Origin of the sequence: Pseudomonas sp. MF6394 (genome assembly GCF_002018845.1) — a bacterium.
Lineage (GTDB): Bacteria > Pseudomonadota > Gammaproteobacteria > Pseudomonadales > Pseudomonadaceae > Aquipseudomonas > Aquipseudomonas lactis.
This window is the reverse complement of sequence record NZ_MVOJ01000004.1, coordinates 70,455-94,212: the sequence shown is the minus strand read 5'-3', so window position 1 is coordinate 94,212 and position 23,758 is coordinate 70,455. Positions and strand designations below refer to the sequence as shown.

General features: G+C 61.1%; 20 protein-coding genes. 5 read left to right on the top strand and 15 right to left on the bottom strand.

What is annotated here, in order from left to right:
• Positions 1-222: 222 nt before the first annotated feature.
• From MF6394_RS06445 to MF6394_RS06435, 3 genes are all read right to left on the bottom strand, one after another.
• Entirely contained in the window at positions 223-1,548 is a 1,326-nt protein-coding gene (locus MF6394_RS06445; protein ID WP_069558990.1) for a sigma-54-dependent transcriptional regulator, read from the bottom strand.
• Complete coding sequence (locus MF6394_RS06440; RefSeq protein WP_047711683.1) at positions 1,542-3,308, bottom strand: ATP-binding protein; 1,767 nt, start codon at positions 3,306-3,308, stop codon at positions 1,542-1,544. Before MF6394_RS06440 ends, MF6394_RS06445 begins: the two co-directional genes overlap by 7 nt.
• A gap of 413 nt (positions 3,309-3,721) precedes the next feature.
• Positions 3,722-5,245 carry a fumarate hydratase gene (locus MF6394_RS06435; RefSeq protein ID WP_003193907.1) on the bottom strand — a complete coding sequence of 508 codons (1,524 nt, stop codon included), beginning with the start codon at positions 5,243-5,245 and terminating at the stop codon, positions 3,722-3,724.
• 303 nt (positions 5,246-5,548) lie between these two features.
• Between MF6394_RS06435 and MF6394_RS06430 the strand changes: the two genes are divergently transcribed.
• Complete coding sequence (locus MF6394_RS06430) at positions 5,549-6,490, top strand: iron-sulfur-binding ferredoxin reductase (RefSeq protein ID WP_069559012.1); 942 nt, start codon at positions 5,549-5,551, stop codon at positions 6,488-6,490.
• 572 nt (positions 6,491-7,062) lie between these two features.
• Here MF6394_RS06430 and pyk read toward each other — a convergent pair.
• A complete protein-coding gene (gene pyk, locus MF6394_RS06420) occupies positions 7,063-8,514 on the bottom strand; it encodes a pyruvate kinase (RefSeq protein ID WP_003193904.1) in 1,452 nt (483 codons plus the stop codon).
• Positions 8,515-8,687: 173 nt separating this feature from the next.
• Here pyk and MF6394_RS06415 point away from each other — a divergent pair, with 173 nt between their 5' ends.
• Positions 8,688-9,062, top strand: a complete 375-nt coding sequence (locus tag MF6394_RS06415) for a tetratricopeptide repeat protein (RefSeq protein WP_003193903.1) — start codon at positions 8,688-8,690, stop codon at positions 9,060-9,062.
• A gap of 222 nt (positions 9,063-9,284) precedes the next feature.
• The gene (locus MF6394_RS06410; protein ID WP_044267885.1) at positions 9,285-9,644 is read left to right on the top strand and encodes a PilZ domain-containing protein; all 360 of its coding nucleotides are present in this window, start codon (positions 9,285-9,287) and stop codon (positions 9,642-9,644) included.
• 52 nt (positions 9,645-9,696) lie between these two features.
• Here the strand turns inward: MF6394_RS06410 and MF6394_RS06405 are convergent, their stop codons facing one another.
• From MF6394_RS06405 to MF6394_RS06380, 6 genes are read right to left on the bottom strand one after another with little or no spacing between them, the layout of a single operon-like run.
• Positions 9,697-11,028, bottom strand: coding sequence for a DUF58 domain-containing protein (locus MF6394_RS06405; RefSeq protein WP_044267882.1), 1,332 nt, complete (start codon positions 11,026-11,028; stop codon positions 9,697-9,699).
• Positions 11,029-11,035: 7 nt separating this feature from the next.
• Entirely contained in the window at positions 11,036-12,031 is a 996-nt protein-coding gene (locus MF6394_RS06400) for an AAA family ATPase (RefSeq protein WP_044267880.1), read from the bottom strand.
• Complete coding sequence (locus tag MF6394_RS06395; protein WP_078466349.1) at positions 12,028-13,185, bottom strand: DUF4350 domain-containing protein; 1,158 nt, start codon at positions 13,183-13,185, stop codon at positions 12,028-12,030. Before MF6394_RS06395 ends, MF6394_RS06400 begins: the two co-directional genes overlap by 4 nt.
• Positions 13,182-14,711 (bottom strand): DUF4129 domain-containing protein, encoded by a 1,530-nt coding sequence (locus MF6394_RS06390; protein WP_078466348.1) that lies wholly within the window; start codon positions 14,709-14,711, stop codon positions 13,182-13,184. The genes MF6394_RS06395 and MF6394_RS06390 overlap by 4 nt, the downstream gene beginning before the upstream one ends.
• Positions 14,698-15,678 carry a stage II sporulation protein M gene (locus tag MF6394_RS06385; RefSeq protein WP_078466347.1) on the bottom strand — a complete coding sequence of 327 codons (981 nt, stop codon included), beginning with the start codon at positions 15,676-15,678 and terminating at the stop codon, positions 14,698-14,700. Before MF6394_RS06385 ends, MF6394_RS06390 begins: the two co-directional genes overlap by 14 nt.
• A complete protein-coding gene (locus tag MF6394_RS06380; RefSeq protein WP_078466346.1) occupies positions 15,675-16,367 on the bottom strand; it encodes an RDD family protein in 693 nt (230 codons plus the stop codon). Before MF6394_RS06380 ends, MF6394_RS06385 begins: the two co-directional genes overlap by 4 nt.
• 166 nt (positions 16,368-16,533) lie before the next feature.
• Here MF6394_RS06380 and sbcB point away from each other — a divergent pair, with 166 nt between their 5' ends.
• Complete coding sequence (gene sbcB / locus MF6394_RS06375; RefSeq protein WP_032895484.1) at positions 16,534-17,961, top strand: exodeoxyribonuclease I; 1,428 nt, start codon at positions 16,534-16,536, stop codon at positions 17,959-17,961.
• A gap of 90 nt (positions 17,962-18,051) precedes the next feature.
• On the opposite strand, the gene mvaT is transcribed toward sbcB, so the two are convergent.
• Positions 18,052-18,426, bottom strand: a complete 375-nt coding sequence (mvaT, locus tag MF6394_RS06370) for a histone-like nucleoid-structuring protein MvaT (RefSeq protein WP_019821235.1) — start codon at positions 18,424-18,426, stop codon at positions 18,052-18,054.
• A gap of 351 nt (positions 18,427-18,777) precedes the next feature.
• Between mvaT and purU the strand changes: the two genes are divergently transcribed.
• Positions 18,778-19,626, top strand: a complete 849-nt coding sequence (gene purU / locus MF6394_RS06365; protein ID WP_003193893.1) for a formyltetrahydrofolate deformylase — start codon at positions 18,778-18,780, stop codon at positions 19,624-19,626.
• A 123-nt stretch (positions 19,627-19,749) separates the two neighbouring features.
• On the opposite strand, the gene MF6394_RS06360 is transcribed toward purU, so the two are convergent.
• The 4 genes from MF6394_RS06360 to MF6394_RS35145 form a co-directional block, all read right to left on the bottom strand.
• The gene (locus tag MF6394_RS06360) at positions 19,750-20,859 is read right to left on the bottom strand and encodes a lysylphosphatidylglycerol synthase transmembrane domain-containing protein (RefSeq protein ID WP_078466345.1); all 1,110 of its coding nucleotides are present in this window, start codon (positions 20,857-20,859) and stop codon (positions 19,750-19,752) included.
• The gene (locus tag MF6394_RS06355) at positions 20,847-21,599 is read right to left on the bottom strand and encodes a DUF2334 domain-containing protein (protein ID WP_069558297.1); all 753 of its coding nucleotides are present in this window, start codon (positions 21,597-21,599) and stop codon (positions 20,847-20,849) included. Before MF6394_RS06355 ends, MF6394_RS06360 begins: the two co-directional genes overlap by 13 nt.
• The gene (locus MF6394_RS06350; RefSeq protein WP_044267860.1) at positions 21,592-22,713 is read right to left on the bottom strand and encodes a glycosyltransferase family 4 protein; all 1,122 of its coding nucleotides are present in this window, start codon (positions 22,711-22,713) and stop codon (positions 21,592-21,594) included. The genes MF6394_RS06355 and MF6394_RS06350 overlap by 8 nt, the downstream gene beginning before the upstream one ends.
• A gap of 207 nt (positions 22,714-22,920) precedes the next feature.
• Positions 22,921-23,685, bottom strand: a complete 765-nt coding sequence (locus MF6394_RS35145; protein ID WP_370694806.1) for a methyl-accepting chemotaxis protein — start codon at positions 23,683-23,685, stop codon at positions 22,921-22,923.
• Positions 23,686-23,758: the final 73 nt, after the last annotated feature.

Here is a 23,758-nt window from a genome sequence, read left to right as displayed (position 1 = left end):
CTATAGCAGGAGCTGTGCCAGGTAGAGGAAGGCCCGGAATAGAAGGGTTGTGGGATTTTTTTGAGCGGAAAGTCGCTGATGGTTTTGGGGTGGTGAGCGGAAATCCGCTTATGGCTAATGGCCTCTTCGCGAGCAAGCCCGCTCCCACAGGTTGAAATGCATTTCAAATGTGGGAGCGGGCTTGCTCGCGAAGACGTCCTTACAATCGATACAGAAGCGGGATCAGAGAAACATCTCCCTTACCAACCCATGCCGCTGCATCTTCTCATTGAAGGTACGGCGCGGCAGTTGCAACTCGGCCAGCACCGCCTTGATATCGCCCTTGTGACGCGTCAACGCGGCCTTCAGGCAGTGTGCCTCGAACGCCTCCTGCTGCGCTGCCAACGACTGCCCGGCTTCGATCCCTTGCGGTTCCGGCTCGTCCAGCCCCAGCACCTGGCGCTCGGCGACGTTGGCCAGTTCGCGCACATTGCCCGGCCAGTCATGGCTGAGCAGGCGCCCCAGCTGTGGCCCACTCAAGGGCTCGACCTGGCGGCCCAGACGCTCGGCGGCGCTTTGCGCAAAATGCTCGTACAACAGCGGAATATCTTCGCGACGTTCACGCAAGGGCGGCAGGCGCAGTTGGGCGACGTTGAGCCGATAGGCCAAGTCTTCGCGAAATCGCCCGGCACGGGCTTCTTCCAGCAGGTCGGGCTTGGTGGCGGCGATGATGCGCAGGTCCACATGGATACTCTGGTTAGAGCCCAGCCGCTCCAGCTTCTGCTCTTGCAACACACGCAGCAATTTCACCTGTTGAGCCAGGGGCATGCTTTCTATTTCATCCAGAAACAAGCTGCCGCCGTGGGCATATTCCAGCTTGCCGATACGTTTGCCCTGGGCGCCGGTGAAGGCGCCGCTTTCATGCCCGAACAGCTCGGCTTCGAACAACTGCTCGGGGATCGCCGCGCAATTGAGGGCCACGAAGGGCTTCTTGGCGCGTGGGCCGAAGTCATGCAGGCAGCGGGCGACCAGCTCCTTACCGCTGCCGGTCTCGCCACGAATCAGCACATTGACCGGTAAACTCGCCAGGTCCAGCACTTGGCGGCGCAAACTTTGCAGGCCCTTGGACACGCCCAGCAGGCTGGACTCCAACTGCGCGCGATGATCGGCTTGTTGATGCAGGCGGCGGTTTTCCAGGATCAGGCCGCGCTTGTCCAGCGCCCGGCGCAGGCTGTTGAGCAAGGCGTCGGGGCTGAAGGGTTTTTCCAGGAAGTCGTAGGCCCCGTCGCGCATGGCTTCGACGGCCATCGGCACGTCGCCATGACCGGTGAGCAAAATCACCGGCAAATCGGCATCGCGGCGCTGCACCTCGGCCAACAACTCAAGACCGCTGAGCCCCGGCATGCGCACGTCGCTCAGAATCACCCCGGCAAAGTCCTTGGGCAGTTGCGCCAGGCACTCTTCGGCGCGGCTGAACAACTGCACGTCAAACCCCGACAGGCTCAGCCATTGCTCGACGGCCGTGCGAATACTCGCTTCGTCATCGACCACAATCACCGCGTTCAACATAGGTCTGGCGTCTCCAGGACGATAGGCAGGGTCAAGGTGAAGATTGCGCCATCGCCACGGTTAGCGGCACTCAGGCGGCCGCCCAGTTCATGCACGATAGCGTAGGACACCGCCAGCCCCAAGCCGAGCCCGTCGCCCACCGGTTTGGTGGTGAAAAATGGGTCGAACACACTGCCCAAGTGTTCTTCGGCAATCCCGCCACCGCTGTCGCAGACGCTCAACTGCCACAGCTGCTGATCGGCGTGCAGGCGAATTTCCAGGCGCTTGCGCGGTTTGTCGGCCATGGCGTCCAGAGCGTTGCGCAACAGGTTGATCAGCACCTGTTCGAGGCGGATCGCGTCGCCACGTACCCAGGCCGGGCGGGTGAGGTCCAGCACCACACCAATGGCTTCGTCCCGCAGGCGCGCATCGAGCAGGTGCAGGGATTGGTCGACTACCGTCGCCAGGTCCAGCTTTTCGCGCAGGCCACTGGGGCTCTTGCGCGCGAATGTCTTGAGGTGGCCGGTGAGCGCGGCCATGCGCGTGAGCATGTCATCCAGCGGTGTGAGGGCCTTGTAGGCATCGTCCACGCGACCATGGTCGAGCAACAGCCGCAGCGTCGCCAGTTGCATGCGCTGGGCGGTCAGTGGTTGGTTGATTTCATGGGCGAGGGCGGCCGACATCTGCCCCAATGCCGCCAGTTTAGCCGACTGCACCAGGCCATCCTGGGCGGTGCGCAACGCCTGGGTGCGTTCTTCGACCAATTGCTCCAGTTCTTCACGGCTGCGCTGACGCAAGCGGGCCAGGCGCCAGCGCTGGCTGAGGAACAGCACCAGAAACACCAGTGCCAGCCACGAACCCGCAGCGGCAAGGCCCGCGTTGCGTTGGTCTTCAAAGGCAAACTGGGGTTTGCGCAACAGGTGCAGGGTCCAGCCTTCGCGCTTGAGCGGCAGCGACTCCCAGATGTAATTGGCGTTGCCGTCGGGGCCGTTGACGCGGATCAAGTGGCTGTTTTCGTCAAAGCGTTGCAGGGGCTGGGTGTCCAGTGGCTGCAGTTGCTTCTTGTCGTATTGGCGGGTGGCCTTGAGTTCAGCCAGGTCATTTTCAGACAACGGCCGCAGGTTGCGATAACGCCAGCCCGGCTGGTTGGCGATAAACACGATGCCCCGCGCATCGCTGACCAACAGCAGGTCATTGCCCTGGGCCCATTCGCGTTCCAGCTCGGGGAACTCGAGCTTGACCACCATGGCGCCGAGGAATTGCTCGTGCTCATCCACGACCGCACTGGAAAGAAAGTAGCCCGGAATGCCCGTGGTCACCCCCACCGCATAAAAGCGCCCGGTGCCCTGGCTCAGGGTCTGGCTGAAATACGGCCTGAACGCGTAATTGTGGCCGACATAACTGCTGGGCAGGTTCCAGTTGCTGGCGGCCACGGCCAGGCCGGTGCGGTCCATCAGTTCGAGGGTCGAAGACTGCGCGGCGCCGTTGATACGCTCCAGCTTGCGGTTGAGCCGGTCTTGCGTGGCGGCGTCCAGCGGGCCCTTCAAGGCGCTGATCATTTCCGAGTCCAGCGCCAGCACGGCAGGCAGGGCACGGTAGCGTTCGATCAGGGTGTGCAGCGAGTTGGCGTACAGCGCGAGCTGCTGATTGGCACGGGCGGCGTCGTCCACCAGGGCCTGGCGTTCGGCATGGCGCGTGGCCAAGGCGGCGGCCAGCACCGCACCGGCGATGATCAACAGGGAGTAGAAGGTCAGGCGCAGGGGGCGAGGGATCACGATCATACGATGATGAACAGGCACGGTAAGGGGCGAGCACCATAGCATGGGCGGCACATATCTTGTGGCCAAGGAGCTTGCGTGGCTGGCTTGCCTGCGATGACGGCCTGCCAGCCGACGGCTATCTACCTGACACCCCACGATCCCAATGTGGGAGCGGGCTTGCTCGCGAAGGCGGCCTGGCAGGCGACACAGTTGGATTGGGTACATATCCATTGCTGCGGTAACGGCCGCTTAGGGTTCCGCCCTGACAGCGGCCGCCCAAATCACTGGCGGATTACGGCCAGCGTGGTTTAACGGGGCGCCTGAGATCAAGATCAAGAGCAGAGCAAGAGCAAGAGCCACTCCCTTGCTTCAGGCATAAAAAAGGCGACTGGGCCATGGGGCCGCAGTCGCCTTTATGCTTGTGGAGAAAGTGCTTACTGCACTTCTACCGCCAGGCTGTCACTGATCTTTTTCTGCCAGATGGCAGGACCGGTGATGTGGACGGACTCGCCTTTGCTGTCCACGGCAACGGTGACCGGCATGTCTTTGACGTCGAACTCGTAGATGGCTTCCATGCCGAGTTCGGCGAAGGCAACCACGCGCGACTTCTTGATGGCTTGGGCCACCAGGTAAGCGGCGCCGCCCACGGCCATCAGGTACACGGCCTTGTGGTCCTTGATCGCTTCGATGGCGGTCGGGCCGCGCTCGGATTTGCCGATCATGCCCAGCAGGCCGGTTTGCTCGAGGATCTGGCGGGTGAACTTGTCCATCCGCGTCGCGGTGGTCGGGCCCGCTGGGCCAACCACTTCTTCGCGCACCGGATCAACCGGGCCGACGTAGTAGATAAAGCGGCCCTTGAGGTCCACCGGCAAGGTTTCGCCCTTGTTCAGCATCTCGACCATGCGCTTGTGCGCCGCGTCGCGACCGGTGAGCATCTTGCCGTTGAGCAGTACGGTTTCGCCCGGCTTCCAGCTCTGCACTTCTTCCGGGGTCAGGGTGTCGAGGTTGACGCGACGGGCCGATGGGCCGGCTTCCCAGACGATTTCCGGGTAGGCGTCCAGCGGTGGCGCTTCCAGCGACGCCGGGCCCGAACCATCGAGCACGAAGTGCGCGTGACGGGTGGCGGCGCAGTTGGGGATCATGCACACCGGCAGGGAAGCGGCGTGGGTCGGGTAGTCCATGATCTTCACGTCGAGCACGGTGGTCAGGCCACCCAGGCCCTGGGCACCGATGCCCAGTTGGTTGACCTTCTCGAACAGCTCCAGGCGCATTTCTTCGATACGGTTCTGCGGGCCGCGCTTTTTCAGCTCGTGGATGTCGATGGACTCCATCAACACTTCCTTGGCCATTACTGCGGCTTTCTCGGCGGTGCCGCCGATGCCGATGCCGAGCATGCCCGGTGGGCACCAGCCGGCGCCCATGGTCGGAACGGTCTTTAGCACCCAGTCTACGATCGAGTCGGACGGGTTGAGCATGGCCATCTTCGACTTGTTCTCGGAACCGCCACCCTTGGCCGCCACGTCCACTTCCACGGTGTTACCCGGGACGATGGAGTAGTGGATGACCGCTGGGGTGTTGTCCTTGGTGTTCTTGCGAGCACCGGCCGGGTCGGCGAGGATCGAGGCGCGCAGGACGTTTTCCGGCAGGTTGTAGGCGCGACGCACGCCTTCGTTGATCATGTCGTCCAGGCCCATGGTGGCGCCGTCCCAACGCACGTCCATACCCACGCGCACGAACACGGTGACGATACCGGTGTCCTGGCAGATCGGGCGGTGGCCGGTGGCACACATGCGCGAGTTGATCAGGATCTGGGCGATGGAGTCACGGGCTGCCGGCGATTCTTCGCGCAGGTAGGCTTCGTGCATGGCCTGGATGAAGTCAACGGGGTGGTAGTAGGAAATGAATTGCAGGGCGTCGGCAACGCTCTGAATCAGGTCGTCTTGCTTGATCACGGTCATGAGTCGCGCTCCTCTATAAGGGAACATTCAATAAAGATGGCGTCAGTGTTGCATCGGTCGGCTGACGCCATCTTTCCAAGGCACGCCAGAATGGTGCAGGCGCGACGCTAAAAAGGCGCGGCAGTATAACCCGGCACGGTGGCCGATACACCCGACTATGGTCACGAATGCCCGGCCCGGTTATCTGTAGGAGCGAGCTTGCTCGCGAAAAGCGTGAATCTGGTGGGTTTCATCTGGTTGTCCGCGTTATCGTTAGCGATCTTCGCGAGCAAGCTCGCTCCTACCTAGAGAGGTAACGGCGTTATGCCTGAACTGTACGTCGGCGAACGCCACTGGTCGGTCACCTCCGGCAGCAACCTGCTGGATGCCTTGAATCAGGCGGGCGTGGCCGTGCCCTTCAGTTGCCGGGCCGGCAGTTGCCATGCGTGCCTGGTGCGTTGCGAGGGTGAGGTTGACGACCAGCAGCCCGACGCCCTGAGCCCGACGCAGCGCCAGCAAGGTTGGCGCCTGGCGTGCCAGTGCCGGGTGAGTGCAAACCTGAAGGTCGAAGCGTTTGACCCTCAGCGCGATGGCCTGCCCGCCCAGGTGGTGGGCGTCGATTGGCTGAGTTCGACGGTACTGCGTCTGCGCCTGCAACCGGAACGTGCCCTGCGGTACAGCGCCGGGCAGCATCTGGTGCTGTGGGCGGGGCAGGTGGCACGTCCGTATTCCCTGGCGAGCTTGCCCCAGGAAGAGCCGTACCTGGAGTTTCATATCGAGTGCCGCCAGCCTGGTGCATTCAGCGATGCCGCGCGACAGTTCAAGGTCGGTGAGCCTCTACGGCTGGGCGAACTGCGGGGTGGAGCGCTGCACTATGATCCTGACTGGCAATCGCGGCCATTGTGGCTGCTGGCTTCCGGTACCGGCCTGGGCCCCTTGTGGGGCGTGCTGCGCGAGGCTCTGCGCCAGGATCATCAAGGCGAGATTCGCGTGATTCACCTGGCCCATGAGGCCGAGGCTCATTATCTGGCCGAACCTCTGACGGCGCTTGCCGCGCAGCATGGGAACCTTGCCGTGGAGCTATGGACTACAGCGCAGTTGCAGCCGGCATTGGCACAACTGCGGCTTGTTTCCCGGCACACCCTGGCCTTGCTCTGCGGGCACCCCGCCAACGTCGAGGCTTTTTCCAAGCGCTTGTTCCTGGCAGGGCTGCCGCGTAATCAACGGCTGGCGGATGTGTTTCTGTCCCGCCCTTCCACTTTATGAAAAGCCAGCTCCCACAGTAGACCGAGTTGTCTGACTAGACACGGACACTGTGGGAGCTGGCTTGCCTGCGAAGGCGGCCTAACAGTCAACACAGTTGGACCGGGTACATATCCGTTGTTTAGGTAACGGCCACTTAGGGTTCCGCCCTGACGGCGGCTCACTTTTGAACAGCGCAAAAGTAAGCAAAACGCTCTTGCCCCACCACTCGGCACCTCGCTTAGGCTCGGTGTGCCCGTAATCCGCCAGTGATTTGGGGGGCCGCCGCCACGCGCCATCCATGGCGCGGGGCGGCTAAACCGGCATCCCTGCCGGTTTACCCCCCAAATCCCTGTCGAATTCCGGCCAGCGTGGTTTAACGGGGCGCCTGAGATCAAGATCACAAGCAGATCAAGATCACAGGCAGAGCAAGAGCAAGAGCGGCTCGCTTCGCATCGTGGTTAGCGTTGAGTGCTGCAGGGTTGTGTAGATATCTATGCTGCGATGAGGCACTGAAGTTCAACACATTGGCCTGCATTGAAATGCAAAAAGCCCCGCCATTCACATGGCGGGGCTTTTGTTTTTCAGCCTGTCACTCAGACCTGCGGGTCGCCTACATGCAGGATCTTCATGCCATTGGTGCCACCGGTGGTGTGGTAGCTGTCGCCCTTGGTCAGGATGACCCAGTCGCCTTTTTCCACGACGCCGCGTTTAACCAGCTCGTCGATCGCCTTCTGGCTGACTTCGTTCGGCGCCAGTGACGCCGGGTCGAACGGGATGGTGTACACGCCACGGAACATGGCCGCGCGGGCCTGGGCTTCGCGGTGTGGGGTGAACGCGTAGATCGGCACCGAGGAGCGGATGCGCGACATGATCAACGGCGTGTAGCCACTTTCGGTCAAGGCGATGATCGCCTTGACACCCGGGAAGTGGTTGGCGGTGTACATGGCAGCCAGGGCGATGCTCTGGTCGCAGCTTTCGAAGACCTTGCCGATGCGGTGGCTGGAGGTCTTGCTGGTGGGGTGCTTTTCGGCACCGACGCAGATACGCGCCATGGCCTGCACGGCCTCCAGCGGGTACGGGCCAGCGGCACTTTCAGCCGAGAGCATCACGGCGTCGGTGTAGTCGAGCACGGCGTTGGCCACGTCGGACACTTCGGCACGGGTCGGCATCGGGTTCTGGATCATCGACTCCATCATCTGGGTCGCAACGATCACCGCTTTGTTGTGACGGCGTGCGTGCAGGATGATCTTCTTCTGGATACCGATCAGCTCGGCGTCACCGATTTCCACGCCCAGGTCGCCACGGGCAACCATCACGGCATCGGAAGCCTTGATCAGGCCGTCGAGGGTTTCATCGTCGGCCACGGCTTCGGCGCGCTCGATCTTCGCCACCAGCCAGGCGGTACCGCCGGCTTCGTCGCGCAGTTTACGGGCGTATTCCATGTCGGCGGCGTCGCGTGGGAAGGACACGGCGAGGTAGTCCACTTCCATTTCGGCGGCGAGCTTGATGTCGGCCTTGTCTTTTTCAGTCAGGGCCGGCGCCGTCAGGCCACCACCGCGACGGTTGATGCCTTTGTGGTCGGACAGCGGGCCGCCGATGATCACGGTGCAGTTCAGTTCGGTCGGCGTGGCGGTGTCGACGCGCATCACCACACGGCCGTCGTCCAGCAGCAGTTCGTCACCGACGCCGCAGTCCTTGACCAGGTCCGGGTAGTCGATGCCCACCACGTCCTGGGTGCCTTCGGTCAGCGGGTGGCTGGTGGAGAAGGTGAATTTGTCACCAATCTTCAGCTCGATCCGCTTGTTGGTGAATTTGGCGATACGGATTTTCGGGCCTTGCAGGTCGCCCAAGAGTGCAACGAAGCGGCCATGCTTGGCGGCGAGGTCACGCACCAGCTTGGCGCGAGCCTTGTGCTCGTCCGGGGTGCCGTGGGAGAAGTTCAGACGGGCGACGTCCAAACCAGCCAGAATCAGCTGTTCGAGGACTTCCGGCGAGTTACTGGCCGGGCCAAGGGTGGCGACGATTTTGGTACGACGGACGGACATGCACGGACTCCTGAGTTCAAGCGCTGGGGAAGGCTACTATGCTCTTTCGTTGTAGTCATTGTTCGTTTGCACTACTTATCGACGATTGGCTTGTTTTGGCTGCGGTTGAATGGGCAAACGCCTTGAAGATTTTCGACCAGGGGTCGATACACTGCACAAGACAGGAGAACCCCATGCGAATTTTGCTCGTTGCTGCCCTGGCCGTCAGTGTTGTCGGCTGTACCCGCTGGTCGATGGACCACCATTTGAACAACGCTTACCGCGCCTATGGGGTCGGTGATTGCCAGCGTGTCACCCTGGAGTTGTCCCAGGTCGATCGCGAGAGCCGTACCCGCCGCTACGTGCAACCGGAGGTTTCGATGTTGCGCGGGCAGTGCCTGGAACGCCAGAAACTGTTTGTCGATGCCGCACAGACCTATCAGTTCATCATCGGCCACTACCCGTCGAGCGAGTACGCCTATCGAGCCCGCGCGCGGCTCGATACCTTGCAACAATTGGGGCATCTGCCGGCTGCAGGCCTGGCAAAACCACGGCCTGCGTCGCTGTAAGGGTATTTGTCGCTTCAGAGCTGGCCGGTCGCCAGTCTTGCGCTATTCTTTGAATGTCTGTTTGTGCAGTTTCCCATTCGAACGGATGCAAGGCCCGGATTCGGCAGCTGTTTGGTGACAAGCGGTACCTGTTGTCACACCGAGATCCAGGGAGAGCGAGCGATTGCTTGTTCCGAATCACTGGCACGGCCAGATTTTTGGCTATTGGATGGCGACTTCACCATGTTTACCGAACGACGGATCGAACGGCATCAACTGCCGTATTTTTTGCAGGTGTTCAATCGTATTACTGACAAGCCAATTGGCTTTCTTGGAAATGTGTCTGAAAACGGTCTGATGCTGATCAGCTCGTTACCCATGATGACCGAGGTAGATTTCGAGCTGCGCTTGAAAGTGCCGGTGGCTCAAGGCGAGTTCAAGGCGATTGACCTCACGGCAACCTGCTTGTGGAGCCACGAAGATGTCACCCCGCAGCATTACGACTCGGGGTTCCGCGTGCTTCAGGCGCCCGAAGAATACGGACACCTGATCAACGCGCTGTTGCAGTACTTCAGCTTTTATCCTTTGCAGGCCTCTGTCTGAATTATGCGTGGGGTCGTGGCTGTTTCCTGGCCATGACCCTGCGCAGTCATCCTCAGAATACCCCGGCCTTTTTCCATTCCAGATAGCGCGTGACCAGCCCGGCACCCAGCGCCGATGGCAAGGTATCCAGCACCGAGAGCCCATGGGCACTCAAGCGATCATGGCGTTGGTTGCGGGTATTGAGGTAATCGACCGTGCCGCAGTAAGCCAGCGCTTCGGGCAATGTTTGCACAGGGGCCTGGCGTAGTTGGTCGAGGACCTCCTCCCGTAGACTGGCCACCAGTACCCGGTGATGCCTACCGATACGCTGGACGGCGGCCATCAAGGCTTCATCCTCCTCATCCCGCAGGTTGGTAACGATGATCACCAGTGCCCGGCGTTTTTGCCGCGCCAGCAACTGGCTGGCGGCCATTTGGTAGTCGGCGGTTTTTCGCGTGGTCTGCAGGTCGTACACCGCATTGAGCAACAGATTCAATTGGCCACTGCCCTTGACCGGCTTCAGGTAGCGCGGCGGGTCGCTGGCGAACGTGCACAGCCCTACGGCATCGCCCTGGCGCAAGGCGACGTAGCTCAGCAGCAGGCATGCGTTGAGGGCGTGATCGAAATGGGACAGCTCATCATCCTGGCTGCGCATGTGCTGGCCGCAGTCGAGCATGAACACGATTTGCTGGTCGCGCTCATCCTGATATTCCCGGGCAATGGGCGTTCGTTGGCGGGCGGTGGCTTTCCAGTCGATCTGACGCAGGCTGTCGCCTTCACGAAACTCGCGCAGCTGGTGAAACTCCAGGCCCAATCCTCGCCGCTGATGTTGGCGCACGCCCAGTTGGCTCAGCCAGTTATCCACACCCCGCAACTGCGCGCCGTATAAGCGCGCGAAATCCGGGTAAACACGGGTGGCATCGTGGGTGTCGACCCAGCGTCGTGCCGACCACAGCCCCAATGGGCTGGGCAGCATCAGCTCGCAGCGACTGAAGTGGAAGTGCCCGCGCCGCAAGGGGCGCACGCGATAGCCCAGCTCAGCACGTTCACCGGGGCGTAGTTGAATGGATTGAGGCAGATTATCCACCGCCAGGCCATCGGGCACGTGATCGAACACCTGCACGGTCAGTGGCTGTGGATAGTCGTGCTCCAGGCACAGGCGTATTTCTTCCCAGCGCCCCAGCGCCAGGCTGCCAGGCAATGTTCTGTACACGCGGGCCGAAGGGCGGCGACGCAAGCGTGCAGCATCCAGCATCGCCAGCAGCAACAGGGCCAGCAGCAGGCCCCAGGCTACCGAATGCAAGGTGGCGGGCACTTTGAACTGCAACGCTGCCGAGGTGCCCAGCAAGATGTTCAAGCCGAGCAGAACGCCCAGCCAGGTCAGCAGCAGACGAGTCGGTTTCATGGCCGCGTCATTGCCTTGGTGCTGCAATCTGGTCGAGTAACTGCTGGAGCACCTGGTCGACTTCAAGGCCGTCGATGTCCAGTTCGGGTGCGATGCGTACCCGGTGACGCAGTACTGCCAGGGCGCAGCCCTTGATGTCATCGGGGGTGACGAATTCGCCACCGCGCAACAGCGCACGGGCACGGGCGCCGCGTACCAGGGCAATGGAGGCCCTGGGGCCGGCACCGATGGCCAGCCCCGGCCAACTGCGCGTGGCACGGGCCAGGCGCACGGCGTAGTCGAGCACCTGTTCATCCAGTGGCAGGTCACTGGCAATTTGCTGCATCGCTACTACGTCCTCGGCTTGCAGCACCGTACGCAACGGTTGTACCTCCAGCATGTCGGCCTTGGACGAGCGCGTCACTTCGCGGACCATATCCAGCTCTTGTAGAGCATCTGGGTAGTCCATTCGCACCTTGAGCATGAACCGGTCCAGCTCGGCCTCGGGCAGTGGGTAGGTGCCTTCCTGCTCGATGGGGTTCTGGGTCGCCAGCACCATGAAGGGTTGGCCGATGGGTAATGCCTCACCCTCAAGGGTCACTTGGCGTTCCTGCATGGCTTCGAGAAGCGCTGCCTGGGTTTTGGCCGGTGCACGGTTGATCTCGTCGGCCAGCAGCAGGTGGGTGAATAACGGCCCCTTGCGCAGTTTGAACTGTTCGGTCTGCAAGTCGTACACGGCGTGGCCGGTGACATCGCTGGGCATCAGGTCCGGGGTAAACTGGATACGGGCAAAATCACCGCCAAAGCAGCGGGCCAGGGCGCGTACCAGCAAGGTCTTGCCCAGGCCGGGCACGCCTTCCAGCAGAACGTGGCCGCCTGCGATCAGAGCGGTGAGCACGTCGTCAATCACAAGGTCCTGGCCAATCACGGCCTTGCGCAATTCCACGCGCAGCGCCTGGGCCTGCTGGCTGGCATGCTGAAGGTTCTCGGCGGTCAGGGCGGTGGCCAGTGGAGAGTCGCTCATAAGGCATTCCTGAGGGTTTGCAGGCTCGCCACCTGTCGGCTGAAGTCGGCGCTGGAAAGCCGCTTCAGCGCAACAGGCTCTAACGCCTGGCTGATGATATGAGGGGGTTGTCGCGTAAGGTGCTCCAGCACTTGGCGTTGCCCTGGCGCATCGAGGTGTTCAAACCCAGGATGGCGTCGCCGGGCTGCGCGCAGAATGTCGTGTTGCAAGGCTTGCAACAACGTGCCCTGGCCGCTGCGGCGCAACAGGAAATCCGCGCTGGCCTTCAAGTGTTCCTTCAACTGGCGACGAGCCTTGGGCGCCGGTGCCTGGACCGGGCCGTGGCGCATGCCTGCTTGCCACAGCCCCAGGGCAACCAGCGCAATCAGGGCGACGAGGGCCTGGGGGAAATAACGGAGCAACAGGGTAAACAGATCGTCCGTGTCGCTGTTGAACAGCAAGGTGGCGTCAGTGCCCTGGTTCAGATACCACAGCAACCAGGCGTTATCATGTTTGCCGATATCCGCGGTTTTCCACAGGTCGCTGTCGGTGATCACCGTGACGCGGCCTTGCCCCAGGTCAAGTTGCATCAGGTGGCTGGACTTGGCGCTGTTGGCGGAAAACTGCGCCAGGTGCTTGGGGTCGGTGAGGTTGAAGTCGGTGTCAAAACTGAAATAGGCCGGTGCCGTTTCGTTGTCGACATACAGCTTGGTCAGGTCCGGCTTGGTTTTTTTACGCGGTGGCGCGGGTTCGTCGAAGGTGTCGCTCAAGGTTTGGCGGACAGTGAGGCGATCAAGCAGCAAGTCACCGCTGGTGCCGGTTTCTTCATCCCATAATGCCTCGGCGACCAAGAGCAGGTGGCCGCCGGCTTTTGCCCAGCCCAGCAGTTGTTCGACCTGGCGTGGTGTCATGTTGCTGCGCTCCCCCAGCAGCAACAGGCTATGGCCTTTGGCGGGCAGTTCGGCGAGTCGTTCAAGGCCATTGGCATGCGCCACCACCACGCCTTGCTGGCGCAAAAAGTGCTCGGCGGCCAGGTAAGGGTTGGCGCGTGCCTCTGGTGACGGGCCGCGATTTACCACTTCCTCGTAGGGAATTACCTTGTGCCAGGCATATAGGCCGCCCGCACCCAACAGGCACGCCAGTAGCAGCGCTACCCACCATAACGCCCGGTTCATTGGCTCGCTCCGTCACTGAAAAGAGCACGCCAGTCGCTGCACAGTTTTTGTTGGGCTGAAGAGGGCGGTAGGCGGTGACCATAGGCCAGGTTTTGCCAGTGGCGTGTCAGTTCGTCGCTGAACGCCAGTAACTGCGGTTGTTGCAAATGATGAATACGCTCCAATACCTGCCCCTCGGTATCGGCGCTTGTCAGTGGCAGGTCGAACTCATGCAACAGCCGGCTGAGCAAACCGCGATACAGCAGGCCAAGAGCTTCCCGGGGCTGGGTGGGCCATAGTTGCTCGGCGGTACTGGCGATATCTTCGGGCAATGTCTCGGTGCCCAGCTCTAGCCCGAACAACTGAGCGGGAACGGGCGAGGGAGCGGCCGTGCGAGTGGGCCCAAGGCGGCTGACGAAGGTGCGCAACCATTCACGGTAACGCCAGCACACCAGGGCCAGGCCGCCGATCACGAGGCTCCAGAGCAGTATTTCCAAGGTTTTGGCGACGTATTTGAAGGTGTCGCTGTTGAAGTTGTCGAGCAGTGCCTGGAGCCAACCAGGTAATTTGCCGTCGCCCTTGGCCGTGTTTTTAACCGGCGCTTTTTCGTCACCAAACCGATAGCGTGTGACGGTTTCCGGGTTCTTGAAGGGCGGCTTTTCCAGCAATGCCTGGATGGATTGGCTGGCGGCCTGGGTGCTGAGGGGCTTATGGGCTGTAGCTTCATCTGCCATGGCGGGTGGGCTGACGTGTAGCAGCGCCAAGCCGACGACCAGCAACAACAGCGGTGCGACGTTGCTCAGGCGCTGGCGCAGGCGACGGAATACCAGCTCCAGGTCCCAGGCCTCCAGCACCGTGCGGCGGTTCAGGTACAGGCTGAAGCCACAGGCGACATAGATAGGTTCCCAGAACACCAGGACCAAGGCATAGAACGCATTGCTCAGGTGCTCCAGCCAAAGCACGTCCGAGCCTGACGCCAATATTAGTCGTTGCCAGTCCCAGTCCAGTTCGATCTGTTGCGGTATGAAGAGATAGAACAGGGCCATGGCGCCAAACCACAGGCCGATTTCCAGGTGCACGCCGATCGTTGTCAGCCAGCGTGCGGCGCCAGCGTTTCGTTGCAACAACACCCCAAGGCGTCGTTGACGTGCGTCACCGTCCAAGCCTTCCAGTTGGCTGACGGGTAGGGTGAAGCTGCGGCTCATGCTCAGCCGCCGCCAGGTCAGGCTGGCGAACAGCTGCCCTTTGAGCAACTGCGGCCAATGGCGAACGGCCTGTTTGAGGCTGGGGGGCTCACCAAACAGGGCCTTGGACAGAATGTACAACGGTAAGCGGTCGAAGGCCGGCTTGAGCCACCAGAACAGGAACATGGCCACAGACGGGTAATTCCAGAGCAGCACTGTCAACAGGCTGAATACCGGCAGGCTCACCAGCGCCCAACTGCCCATCAGCAGGGCGCGGTGTTCCCTGGCCATCAGCACCCCCAGGTCCATGGCTTCCCAGGAAGTGCGCGGGCGAATCACCACGCTGGCGTCAGTCAGGCGCATGGCGACTCCGCCCGGCGAGGGTCAGGTAAGCGGCCACCAGCAGCCAGAGCACGGCGCCTACCGCGTATTTGATCCAGGGCTCAATGCCAGTGGTTGAGGACCAGTAGGCTTCGATAAAGGCTGCGATCAACAGAAACACCATGACACCGCAGAGCATCCGTACGCTTTTGCGCGCGGCCAGGCGCAGGGCCTCGCTGCGCGCCAAGCGCCCGGGGGCGACCAGTGACCAGCCCAGTTGCAAGCCTGCGGCACCGGCCAGTGTGATGGCGGTCAACTCGAATGCGCCGTGACCCATGACAAACGACCAGAAGGTCTGGCCATAGCCGATGTCGGTAAGGTGCCCGGAGACCGCACCTATGACCAGACCGTTGAAAATCAGGAAGAACACACTGCCAAGGCCAAACAACAGGCCGGCGGCAAAGGTCTGGAAGGCGATGCCGATGTTGTGCATCACGTAATAGCCAAACATCATCCAGTCTTCGCTGGCGGCACGTTCGGCAGCGCGGCCCAAGCGGCTGGCGTCGGGGTTGTACATGCCCTGCATCTCGGCCACCTGCTGGGGGCTGATGATGCTGTAGACAAGGTCCGGGAACAGGTACACCAGCAGGGCTATCCCCACCAGGCTGCCAAAGAACAGCAGGCCGGCGATCAGCACAAAGCGCCACTGTTCGCGTACCAGGCGCGGGAAGCCGGCCAGAAGAAACGCCACTATGTTCGCCGTCAGTTGGCTGCGATGGCGATACAGTTGTTGATGGCCGCGCAGTGCAAGCTGTTGCAACGGGTCGACCAGGTAACTGCTATAGCCCCGCTGCTGAGCCAGGGCCAGGTGTTGGCACAGGCGTCGATATTGATGCGGGAAGTCGGCAACATCGGCGGCCTTGGCTTTACCTTGCTCCAGTTGCGTCAACTGCTCGGCGAAGGTTTGCCATTGGTGCTGGTGGCGGCTTTCAAAAAGGCTCTGTTTCATGTCGGCCCCAACAAGCCACGGGCTACACCGTTGAGTTGCTCCACGGCGCGCGGCGCAGACACTTGCAGGGGCCCTGCGAGGATGGCGGCCAGTTCATGCACCCGTTCGGCCGAGAGCTCGGCCTGGCGTTCGGCGAAACCGAGGATGGCTCGCTGTTCGCTCAACTCCAGGGCGAAGGGCAGGCGCAGGGCGGGTGCTTGAGGGATGCTTGGGCGTGCCAGCGGCAGTTCGCGGTACACCACCAGCGTACCGGCCGCCAGGTCGCCGAGCCGCTTGAAGTGCGGATGCTGCAGGCAACTGATCGCGCCGAGGAAATAACCGAAGGGCAGCATGTCGACAAAACGCAGCAGGTTGCGGATCAGCGATGCCGACCAGCCGATGGGCGTGCCGTCATCCTGTACCACGCGCAGGCCCATGACCCGCTTGCCCGGCGAGCAGCCCTGGTTGAGCACTTCGAACAACACCATGTACCACCAGCTCACCAGGAACAGCAGCAGCGAACCCAGCCCTACCCCTACATTGCCGAGCAACGCCAGCGGCACCAGCAGGATACCCATGATGATCCCGCGCACGCCCAGGTCGAATGCAAAGGCCAATGCCCGGGAGGGCAGGCCAGCAGGGCGCAGGGGCAGGTCGATGCCCTCCGGCGTTTCTATCTGATAGTGGGTATCCAAAGGCGTTGATGGCATTGCGATCCTTGGCAGTGCGAGGCGACTTAGAGACACGGATGCTAGCAGTGTCGAGGATGGAAGCAACCACCCGAGGTTTTTCTGGATATTTATACAGTAAGGTATCGCTGGCCCCAAACGCCTTGCAGCGCCTAGACTTTGTCGGTCTTCAGCACAGGAATAGCCCGTGACCTCGATTTTCTGGTACGACTATGAAACCACCGGCATCAACCCGCGCAACGATCGTCCGCTCCAGGTAGCCGGGATCCGCACCGACCTTGAGCTCAATGAGGTCGGTGCGCCGATCAATCTTTATTGCCAGCCCAGCGACGATATCCTGCCTCATCCAGCAGCGTGCGCGATCACGGGTATCACGCCGGGTATCCTCGCCGAGAAGGGCCTTGCCGAAGCCGATTTCATGACCCGGGTGCACGCCGAACTGGCCGCGCCAGGTACCTGCGGCGCCGGCTACAACACCCTGCGATTTGACGATGAAATGACGCGCTACAGTCTGTACCGCAATTTTTTCGACCCGTATGCGCGCGAGTGGCAGGGCGGCAACAGCCGCTGGGACTTGATCGATGTCATGCGCACCGCCTACGCCCTGCGGCCGGAGGGCATCAACTGGCCCGAGCAGGAAGGGCGTGTGACCCTCAAGCTCGAACGCTTGACCGAGGCCAACGGCATCGACCATGGCCAGGCTCATGATGCGTTGTCGGATGTGCGTGCAACCATCGCCCTGGCGCGGTTGGTCCGGGAGAAACAACCGAAGTTGTATGAGTGGTTGTTTCAACTGCGCAGCAAACAGCGGGTCATGGATCAGGTGCGGTTGCTGCAACCGATGGTGCATATCTCCGGACGTTTCTCTGCCGAGCGCCATTACCTGGGTGTAGTCTTGCCCCTGGCCTGGCACCCGCGCAATCGCAATGCCTTGATCGTCTGTGACCTGGGGCTCGATCCACAAGGGCTGTTGGACCTGGATGCGGCGACCCTGCGCCAGCGTCTTTACACGCGCCGCGATGAGTTGGCCGAAGGTGAGCTGCCGGTTCCGCTCAAGTTGCTGCATATCAACCGCTGCCCGGTGGTCGCGCCATTAAAGGTGCTGCGTCCGCAAGACCTGGAGCGCCTGCAATTGGATAAGGAGGCTTGCCTTGCACGGGCGCTGCGGCTAACTGACGCACAGGAAGTTTGGCGGGACAAGTTAGCAGCCATTTATGCCGAGGAAGACTTTGCGCCGAACGCGGACCCGGAGCAGCAGCTCTACGATGGTTTTATTGGTGACCGTGACCGTCGTTTATGTGAGCAAGTTCGCATGGCCGAGCCCGCGCAGTTGGCCCGTCAGCAGTGGCCGTTCGATGATCATCGTTTGCCGGAATTATTATTTCGCTACCGGGCGCGTAACTTTCCTGAAACCTTGAACAATGAGGAGCAACAACGCTGGAAACTTTTCTGTCAGCAACGTTTGTCGGATGCACAGTGGGGGGCGCCGAATACCCTGTTGGGGTTTAAGCAGGCGCGTGAGGAGTTGGCGGTTAGTGCTACATCGTTTCAGTGTCAGGTACTGGCGCAATGGCAGGACTATGTAGATTCCTTAGCGGCGCGCCTGAATCTGTAGGTGCATAACTACAGAATATTCCGACAATAAAAAACGCCAGCAAGCTGGCGTTTTTCATGTGTGACGTATCGGGTGAACGTCCGACCGGGCTTAGCCCAGCAGGGTTGCCCAACCTTCAACTACGTCACCGCCCCACTTGGCTTTCCACTCTTTCAGAGTTTTGTGGTTGCCACCTTTGGTTTCAATCACTTCGCCGTTGTGCGGGTTTTTGTACTGCTTGACCTTGCGAGCACGCTTGGTGCCGGTAGTTTTCACAGCGCCACGCGGTGCTTTAACTTTCGACTCTGGATCCAGCAGCGCGATGATGTCACGCAGGGATTTGGAGTATTCACCCATCAGGGTGCGCAATTTGCCTTCGAATTCGAGCTCGGTTTTCAGCTTGTCGTCTTCGGACAGGTTCTTCAAACGGGCTTGCAGCTCTTTGATAGCTTCTTCGGTGGCGCGGTATTCGTTGATCAGTGACATGTGGACTACCTTATGTAGAACGCTGATTGACAGGGTGAGTGGCCTAATAATAGTCAGGCAATTTCATCAAGTAAACATTTAAGACGTTATTCAGGTGAATGACATTGAATGTGTGTGAGAAAACCTGGCCGATGAGTTAATTAGTAAGCGTTATGCGCAAAGATAATCGCGTTAATTTTTTGCTACTGGCCTGAGCATACCGTTGTACCGTCATATAGCGGTGGTAAAACCTTACACGATTAAGGGGTGTTGCCACGGCGAGGGCTCAAGATCAGGTGCAAGGGAATACTGCAGTTTTTTTGCGTAATCGCTAGAATAGCCGCCTTTGTGAAGTTCTGGAGTTTCCCCCTAATGCGCACTTTTCGGCTGGTGATTGCTTGCCCGGACCGGGTTGGCATCGTTGCCAAGGTCAGTAACTTTCTGGCTTCCCATAATGGCTGGATCACCGAGGCGAGCCATCACTCGGACGATCTCAGTGGTTGGTTTTTCATGCGTCACGAAATCCGTGCCGATACGCTGCCCTTTGGCCTGGAAGCCTTCCGCGAGGCGTTTGCGCCGATTGCCGAAGAGTTTTCGATGACTTGGCACATCACCGACACCGAGCAGAAGAAACGCGTGGTGCTGATGGCCAGCCGCGAATCCCACTGCCTGGCAGACCTGCTGCACCGCTGGCACAGCGACGAACTCGATTGCGAGATTGCTTGCGTGATCTCCAACCACGACGACCTGCGCAGCATGGTCGAATGGCATGGCATCCCTTATTACCATGTGCCGGTCAACCCACAGGACAAGGAGCCGGCATTTGCCGAGGTGTCGCGCCTGGTCAAGCAGCACGACGCGGATGTGGTGGTGCTGGCGCGCTACATGCAGATCCTGCCGCCGCAGCTGTGCCGCGAATACGCGGGCAAAGTGATCAACATCCACCACAGCTTCTTGCCGTCGTTTGTCGGTGCCAAGCCGTATCACCAGGCTTCCCTGCGTGGCGTGAAGTTGATTGGTGCAACCTGCCACTACGTGACCGAAGAGCTGGACGCCGGCCCGATCATCGAGCAGGACGTGGTGCGCGTCAGCCACAGCGACAGTATTGAAGACATGGTGCGCTTCGGCCGTGACGTCGAGAAAATGGTGTTGGCGCGTGGCTTGCGCTACCACCTGGAAGATCGCGTGTTGGTGCACGGCAACAAGACCGTGGTTTTCTGACTCAGCGGTTTTGATTGAAAGACGCAGGGGCCTGGAGGTAAAACTCTCCAGGCCCTTTTTTATTTCTGTTTCAGGAGACTCCCATGAGCGACCCGCTCGATAAAGCCACCTCACGGGCGCCTGCTACCTTGGGCGAGGGCTGTTTGAGTCGTTACGACCCGGAGGCGCTGGATGCCGAGGATGGAACTGATTTTCCAGGCGCGGCGCGTTTATGGGAGCAGACACAGGCGCAGGACGAGCCGCCTGCCGCCCCTGAAAAAGACGCTTGAGCAGCGGTTTGCCGACCATCAATAAAAACACTGGCGCACCGGCCAGCAAATAGAAGTAATAGGTCACCGCTCGCCAGATCAGAATCGCCGCCGCTGCTGTGGATGTGCCCACCATAGGCGCCAGCAGTGCCGCGCACGTCAGCTCCGCTGCGCCGGCCCCGCCTGGCGCCAGGCTGAACTGCCCGGCAGTCAGCGACAGCATCTGGATCAGAAAACTCCAGGCCCACTGCACCTCACCGCCCAACCCGCGCAGCGCCAGGTACAGCACGCTGTAACGCAGCAGCCAATGCAGGCTGGTCAGCGCAAAGACCCCAAGCAAGGTACTCCGGGGGAGCTTGAGGGTGGCGCTGAACGCCGCCAGAAAACGCAGCAACCGGCGTGCCCAGCGTCGGCGGGTGGTAGCGCCGACCTTCATAGCCTTGAGTGCCAAACCCGCCAGGCGAATCAGCCGCCGGTGAAAATGCACCACGGCCCAGCCACTGATCACCCCACCCACCATCGACACGGCGCTGAGCCCCAGCAACCACTCCAAACGCGGGCTGAGGCTATGAAACAGCGCATACAGCAGGATCCCCACCAGTGCGCAGAGAAAAAACACCAAGTCGCTCAGTTGGTCCATGGCAAACACCGCACTGCCGTGGGCGGGGCGCACGCCGTTACGTGCCAGCAGCGCCATCAGGGTCAACGGTCCGCCGCTGCCGCCGGGTGTGGCGCACATGGCGAATTCGGTGGATATCACCACGCCCAGACTTTTAAGCGGCCCTAGCCGAGCGCAATGCTCGCCAAGCAACAGGCGGATGCGCAGGCTGTTGATCAGCCAGCAGCCGATGATCATGGCGAACATCCCCAGCAACTGGGGCAGCGGAAACTGGCGCAGGCGCGTAATGCTTTCGCCGCCGCCCAGCCATATCGGAATGGCCAGTGCCACCAGCAGGGCAAGCACCAGCCAGATCAGTCGGCCCATGGTTGCGTTGCCAGCCAGGCGGCCTTGGTTTGGGGGACGCGCCCCGCGTTGAGCAGGCGTTGCAGGGTGTGCAGCCAATAATCGCGGGAAAACCTGTAGCGCATGTCCACAGGGTGCAATCCCAGTCGGATCAGCGGGGCTGTCTGCCACCGCTGTTCCCGGCGGTCGCTGAGGACTTTGGACAATCCCCGGCGCCAGGCACTGCGCGCACTCCACACCAGGCCGGGGGCATTGATAGGCGTGAAGTCCGGCAGGCGATAAAGATGTTGTGGGTCGCTGGTGTAGCTCAGCGGCAACTGGCGCAATGCCTGCCGGGTGCCGTCGCTCATCAACCAGGCGGGTGCAACAAAGCCATGCAGCGGCCAGCTATTGCGCTGGAATACCTCAATGCCGGCGGTCAGCCGCCGCAACGCCTCGGCCTCGGACAGCTGGTAAAACTCGCCTTCATGGGTATAGATGCGTCGCATAAACCATTCTTTTGGCGTACGTGGCCGAGGTTGGTCGTCGCAATGGTAGTAACCATGCAAGGTGAGTTCATCGCCCTTGGCGACACGGCTATCGAGCAGGCGCCGAAAATCGCGGTGGGCGGCCAAGTCGTCATGGTGATGAAAGTCCGGCACCACCAACCAAGTGATGGGCACGTTGCCCAGTGCATCGACGGCCTCGACGAAGGGCCGGTAGTCGGCCCAGGTATGCGGTGCCACGTCGTGCAGTACCAGCATCAGCGCGCGCTCAGCCATGGGCGAGCATCGGTTCATGGCTGCCCAGCACGGCGTAGTAATGCCCCAACAGGCTGTCGACTACCGTGTCCCACGCATAACGCTGCTCGACATGGCGCCGAGCCTGGGCCCCCAGGCGTCGGCTGTCGGTACTGAACAGCTCGCGCACCGCATCGGCCATGGCCTTGGGGTTGTTCGGCGTACACAGCAGGCCACAACGCTCATCGACAATCTCGGTAAAGGCCCCGGCCGCCACGGCGACCACCGGAATACCGCAGGCCATGGCTTCCAGAATCACCAGGCCGAAGGTCTCCTGGTCGCCGCCATGCAGTAAGGCGTCGGCGCTGGCCATCAGCCGCGCAACATGCTGGGCGGGCCGGAATCCATCGACCACGGTGACATTGTCCGGCACGCTGGCCGGCATGCCGGAGCCCACCAGCAGCAAGTGGTAGCCATCCCCCAGGCGCTTCATGCAGTTGAGCAGCACCGGCAGGTTTTTCTCCTTGGAGCCGCGCCCGGCGAAGATCAATAGCCGAGTGTCTTCGCCAATCCCCAGTTCGGCGCGCAGGCCGGGGTCACGTACCTCAGGGGTGAAGGTTTGCAGGTCTACGCCCAGGGGTTGCACGAAGACATTTCTGACGCCAAGCCCGGTGAGCTTGTCGGCCATGACCTGGCTGGGGGCGAGCACTCGGTCAAAATTCCCATAGAGTTTGCGCACATAGGCTTCAACATTGGGGGTAAACCAAGGCCCCATGCGGTTACTCACCAGCAGTGGCAAGTCGGAGTGGTAGAAGCCGATGACCGGCACATCCAACTGGCGCCGTGCATCCAGGGCGGCCCAGGCGGTCAGGTAAGGGTCTCCCACTTCGATCAGATCGGGCTGTAAATCGTGCAGGACATTTCGCCATGGCGCCAAGCGAACGGGGAAACGGTAGCCTTTGCCGAAGGGCAGGGCGGGCGCCGGTACTTTGAAGATGCCGTCCTGTTCGCTCAAATGTGCGCCGGGGATCAACAGGCTGTGGCGAATGCCCGGCTTGAGCGCCAGACGCCGGTGCTTGGCGTCAAGGTAAGTGCGTACGCCACCGCTGGCCGGGGCGTAGAACATGGTTATGTCAGCGATATGCACGATGAACATCCCTCCGATCCATTGCTCTCCCTAGATGGACCTGAGGTAAGGATAGATGTTCGATTGGGATTGGTGTGTTTGCCGGTCGGTTAAACGCAGGTCCCCTGTGGGAGCGGGCTTGCTCGCGAAAGCGGTGAATCAGTCAGTACATCTTCAACTGACAGACTGCTTTCGCGAGCAAGCCCGCTCCCACATTGGATCGCATTGCGTTGCCCATCAGATCCGGAAGCTGCCCACCAATTGCTTCAAACGCGAGGCCTGTTGTTCCAGGTCCGAGCAGGCGCGCAGGGTCGATTGCAGGTTTTCCACCCCTTCCTGGTTGAGGGTGTTGATCTCGGTGATGTCCATATTGATCGACTCCACCACCGAGGTCTGTTCTTCAGTGGCGGTGGCGACCGACTGGTTCATGCCGTCGATCTCGCCAATGCGCTGGGTCACGCTGTTCAGGCGCTCGCCGGCCAGGTTGGCGATTTCCACGCTGTCCAGGCTGTGGCGTTGGCTTTCGCTCATGGTCGTCACCGAGTCCCGGGCGCCCACCTGTAGCTCTTCGATCATCGTCTGCACCTGTTGCGCCGACTCCTGGGTGCGATGGGCCAAGTTGCGCACTTCATCGGCTACCACCGCAAAGCCACGCCCGGCTTCCCCGGCGCGCGCCGCTTCGATCGCCGCGTTGAGCGCCAGCAGGTTGGTTTGCTGGGAAATGCTGGTGATCACCTCAAGGATCTGGCCGATATTCACCGTTTTGCTGTTAAGTGCTTCGATATTGGTACTTGAGGTGCTGATCATGCTGGATAACTGCGTCATCGCCTTGATATTGCGTTCAACCACCTGCTGGCCGTCCTCGGCCAGGTGCCGTGCATCGCTGGCCTGACTGGAGGCTTGGGCGGCGTTGCGTGCGATCTCCTGGGCCGCGGCCCCCAGTTGGTTGATGGCGGCGGCGACGCTGTTAGTGCGGTTGGCCTGTTCGTCGGAGTTGACCATCGATGAGTTGGAGGCACTGACCACCCGCAGGGCCACTTCATTGACGTGCTCGGTGGCGGAAGACACTTCGCGA

Bases quoted from the DNA above. Each gene is read 5' to 3' on its own strand.
- MF6394_RS06350 (WP_044267860.1), bottom strand. From the start codon at position 22,713: ATGTTCATCGTGCATATCGCTGACATAACCATGTTCTACGCCCCGGCC.
- purU (WP_003193893.1), top strand. From the start codon at position 18,778: ATGCGCACTTTTCGGCTGGTGATTGCTTGCCCGGACCGGGTTGGCATC.
- MF6394_RS06390 (WP_078466348.1), bottom strand. From the start codon at position 14,711: ATGCGCCTGACTGACGCCAGCGTGGTGATTCGCCCGCGCACTTCCTGG.
- MF6394_RS06415 (WP_003193903.1), top strand. From the start codon at position 8,688: ATGCGAATTTTGCTCGTTGCTGCCCTGGCCGTCAGTGTTGTCGGCTGT.
- MF6394_RS06385 (WP_078466347.1), bottom strand. From the start codon at position 15,678: ATGAAACAGAGCCTTTTTGAAAGCCGCCACCAGCACCAATGGCAAACC.
- MF6394_RS06355 (WP_069558297.1), bottom strand. From the start codon at position 21,599: ATGGCTGAGCGCGCGCTGATGCTGGTACTGCACGACGTGGCACCGCAT.
- MF6394_RS06430 (WP_069559012.1), top strand. From the start codon at position 5,549: ATGCCTGAACTGTACGTCGGCGAACGCCACTGGTCGGTCACCTCCGGC.
- MF6394_RS06395 (WP_078466349.1), bottom strand. From the start codon at position 13,185: ATGAACCGGGCGTTATGGTGGGTAGCGCTGCTACTGGCGTGCCTGTTG.
- MF6394_RS06400 (WP_044267880.1), bottom strand. From the start codon at position 12,031: ATGAGCGACTCTCCACTGGCCACCGCCCTGACCGCCGAGAACCTTCAG.
- MF6394_RS06435 (WP_003193907.1), bottom strand. From the start codon at position 5,245: ATGACCGTGATCAAGCAAGACGACCTGATTCAGAGCGTTGCCGACGCC.
- MF6394_RS06410 (WP_044267885.1), top strand. From the start codon at position 9,285: ATGTTTACCGAACGACGGATCGAACGGCATCAACTGCCGTATTTTTTG.
- MF6394_RS06380 (WP_078466346.1), bottom strand. From the start codon at position 16,367: ATGCCATCAACGCCTTTGGATACCCACTATCAGATAGAAACGCCGGAG.
- MF6394_RS06360 (WP_078466345.1), bottom strand. From the start codon at position 20,859: ATGGGCCGACTGATCTGGCTGGTGCTTGCCCTGCTGGTGGCACTGGCC.
- MF6394_RS06445 (WP_069558990.1), bottom strand. From the start codon at position 1,548: ATGTTGAACGCGGTGATTGTGGTCGATGACGAAGCGAGTATTCGCACG.
- MF6394_RS35145 (WP_370694806.1), bottom strand. From the start codon at position 23,685: ATGGTCAACTCCGACGAACAGGCCAACCGCACTAACAGCGTCGCCGCC.
- MF6394_RS06405 (WP_044267882.1), bottom strand. From the start codon at position 11,028: ATGAAACCGACTCGTCTGCTGCTGACCTGGCTGGGCGTTCTGCTCGGC.
- MF6394_RS06440 (WP_047711683.1), bottom strand. From the start codon at position 3,308: ATGATCGTGATCCCTCGCCCCCTGCGCCTGACCTTCTACTCCCTGTTG.
- pyk (WP_003193904.1), bottom strand. From the start codon at position 8,514: ATGTCCGTCCGTCGTACCAAAATCGTCGCCACCCTTGGCCCGGCCAGT.
- mvaT (WP_019821235.1), bottom strand. From the start codon at position 18,426: ATGTCACTGATCAACGAATACCGCGCCACCGAAGAAGCTATCAAAGAG.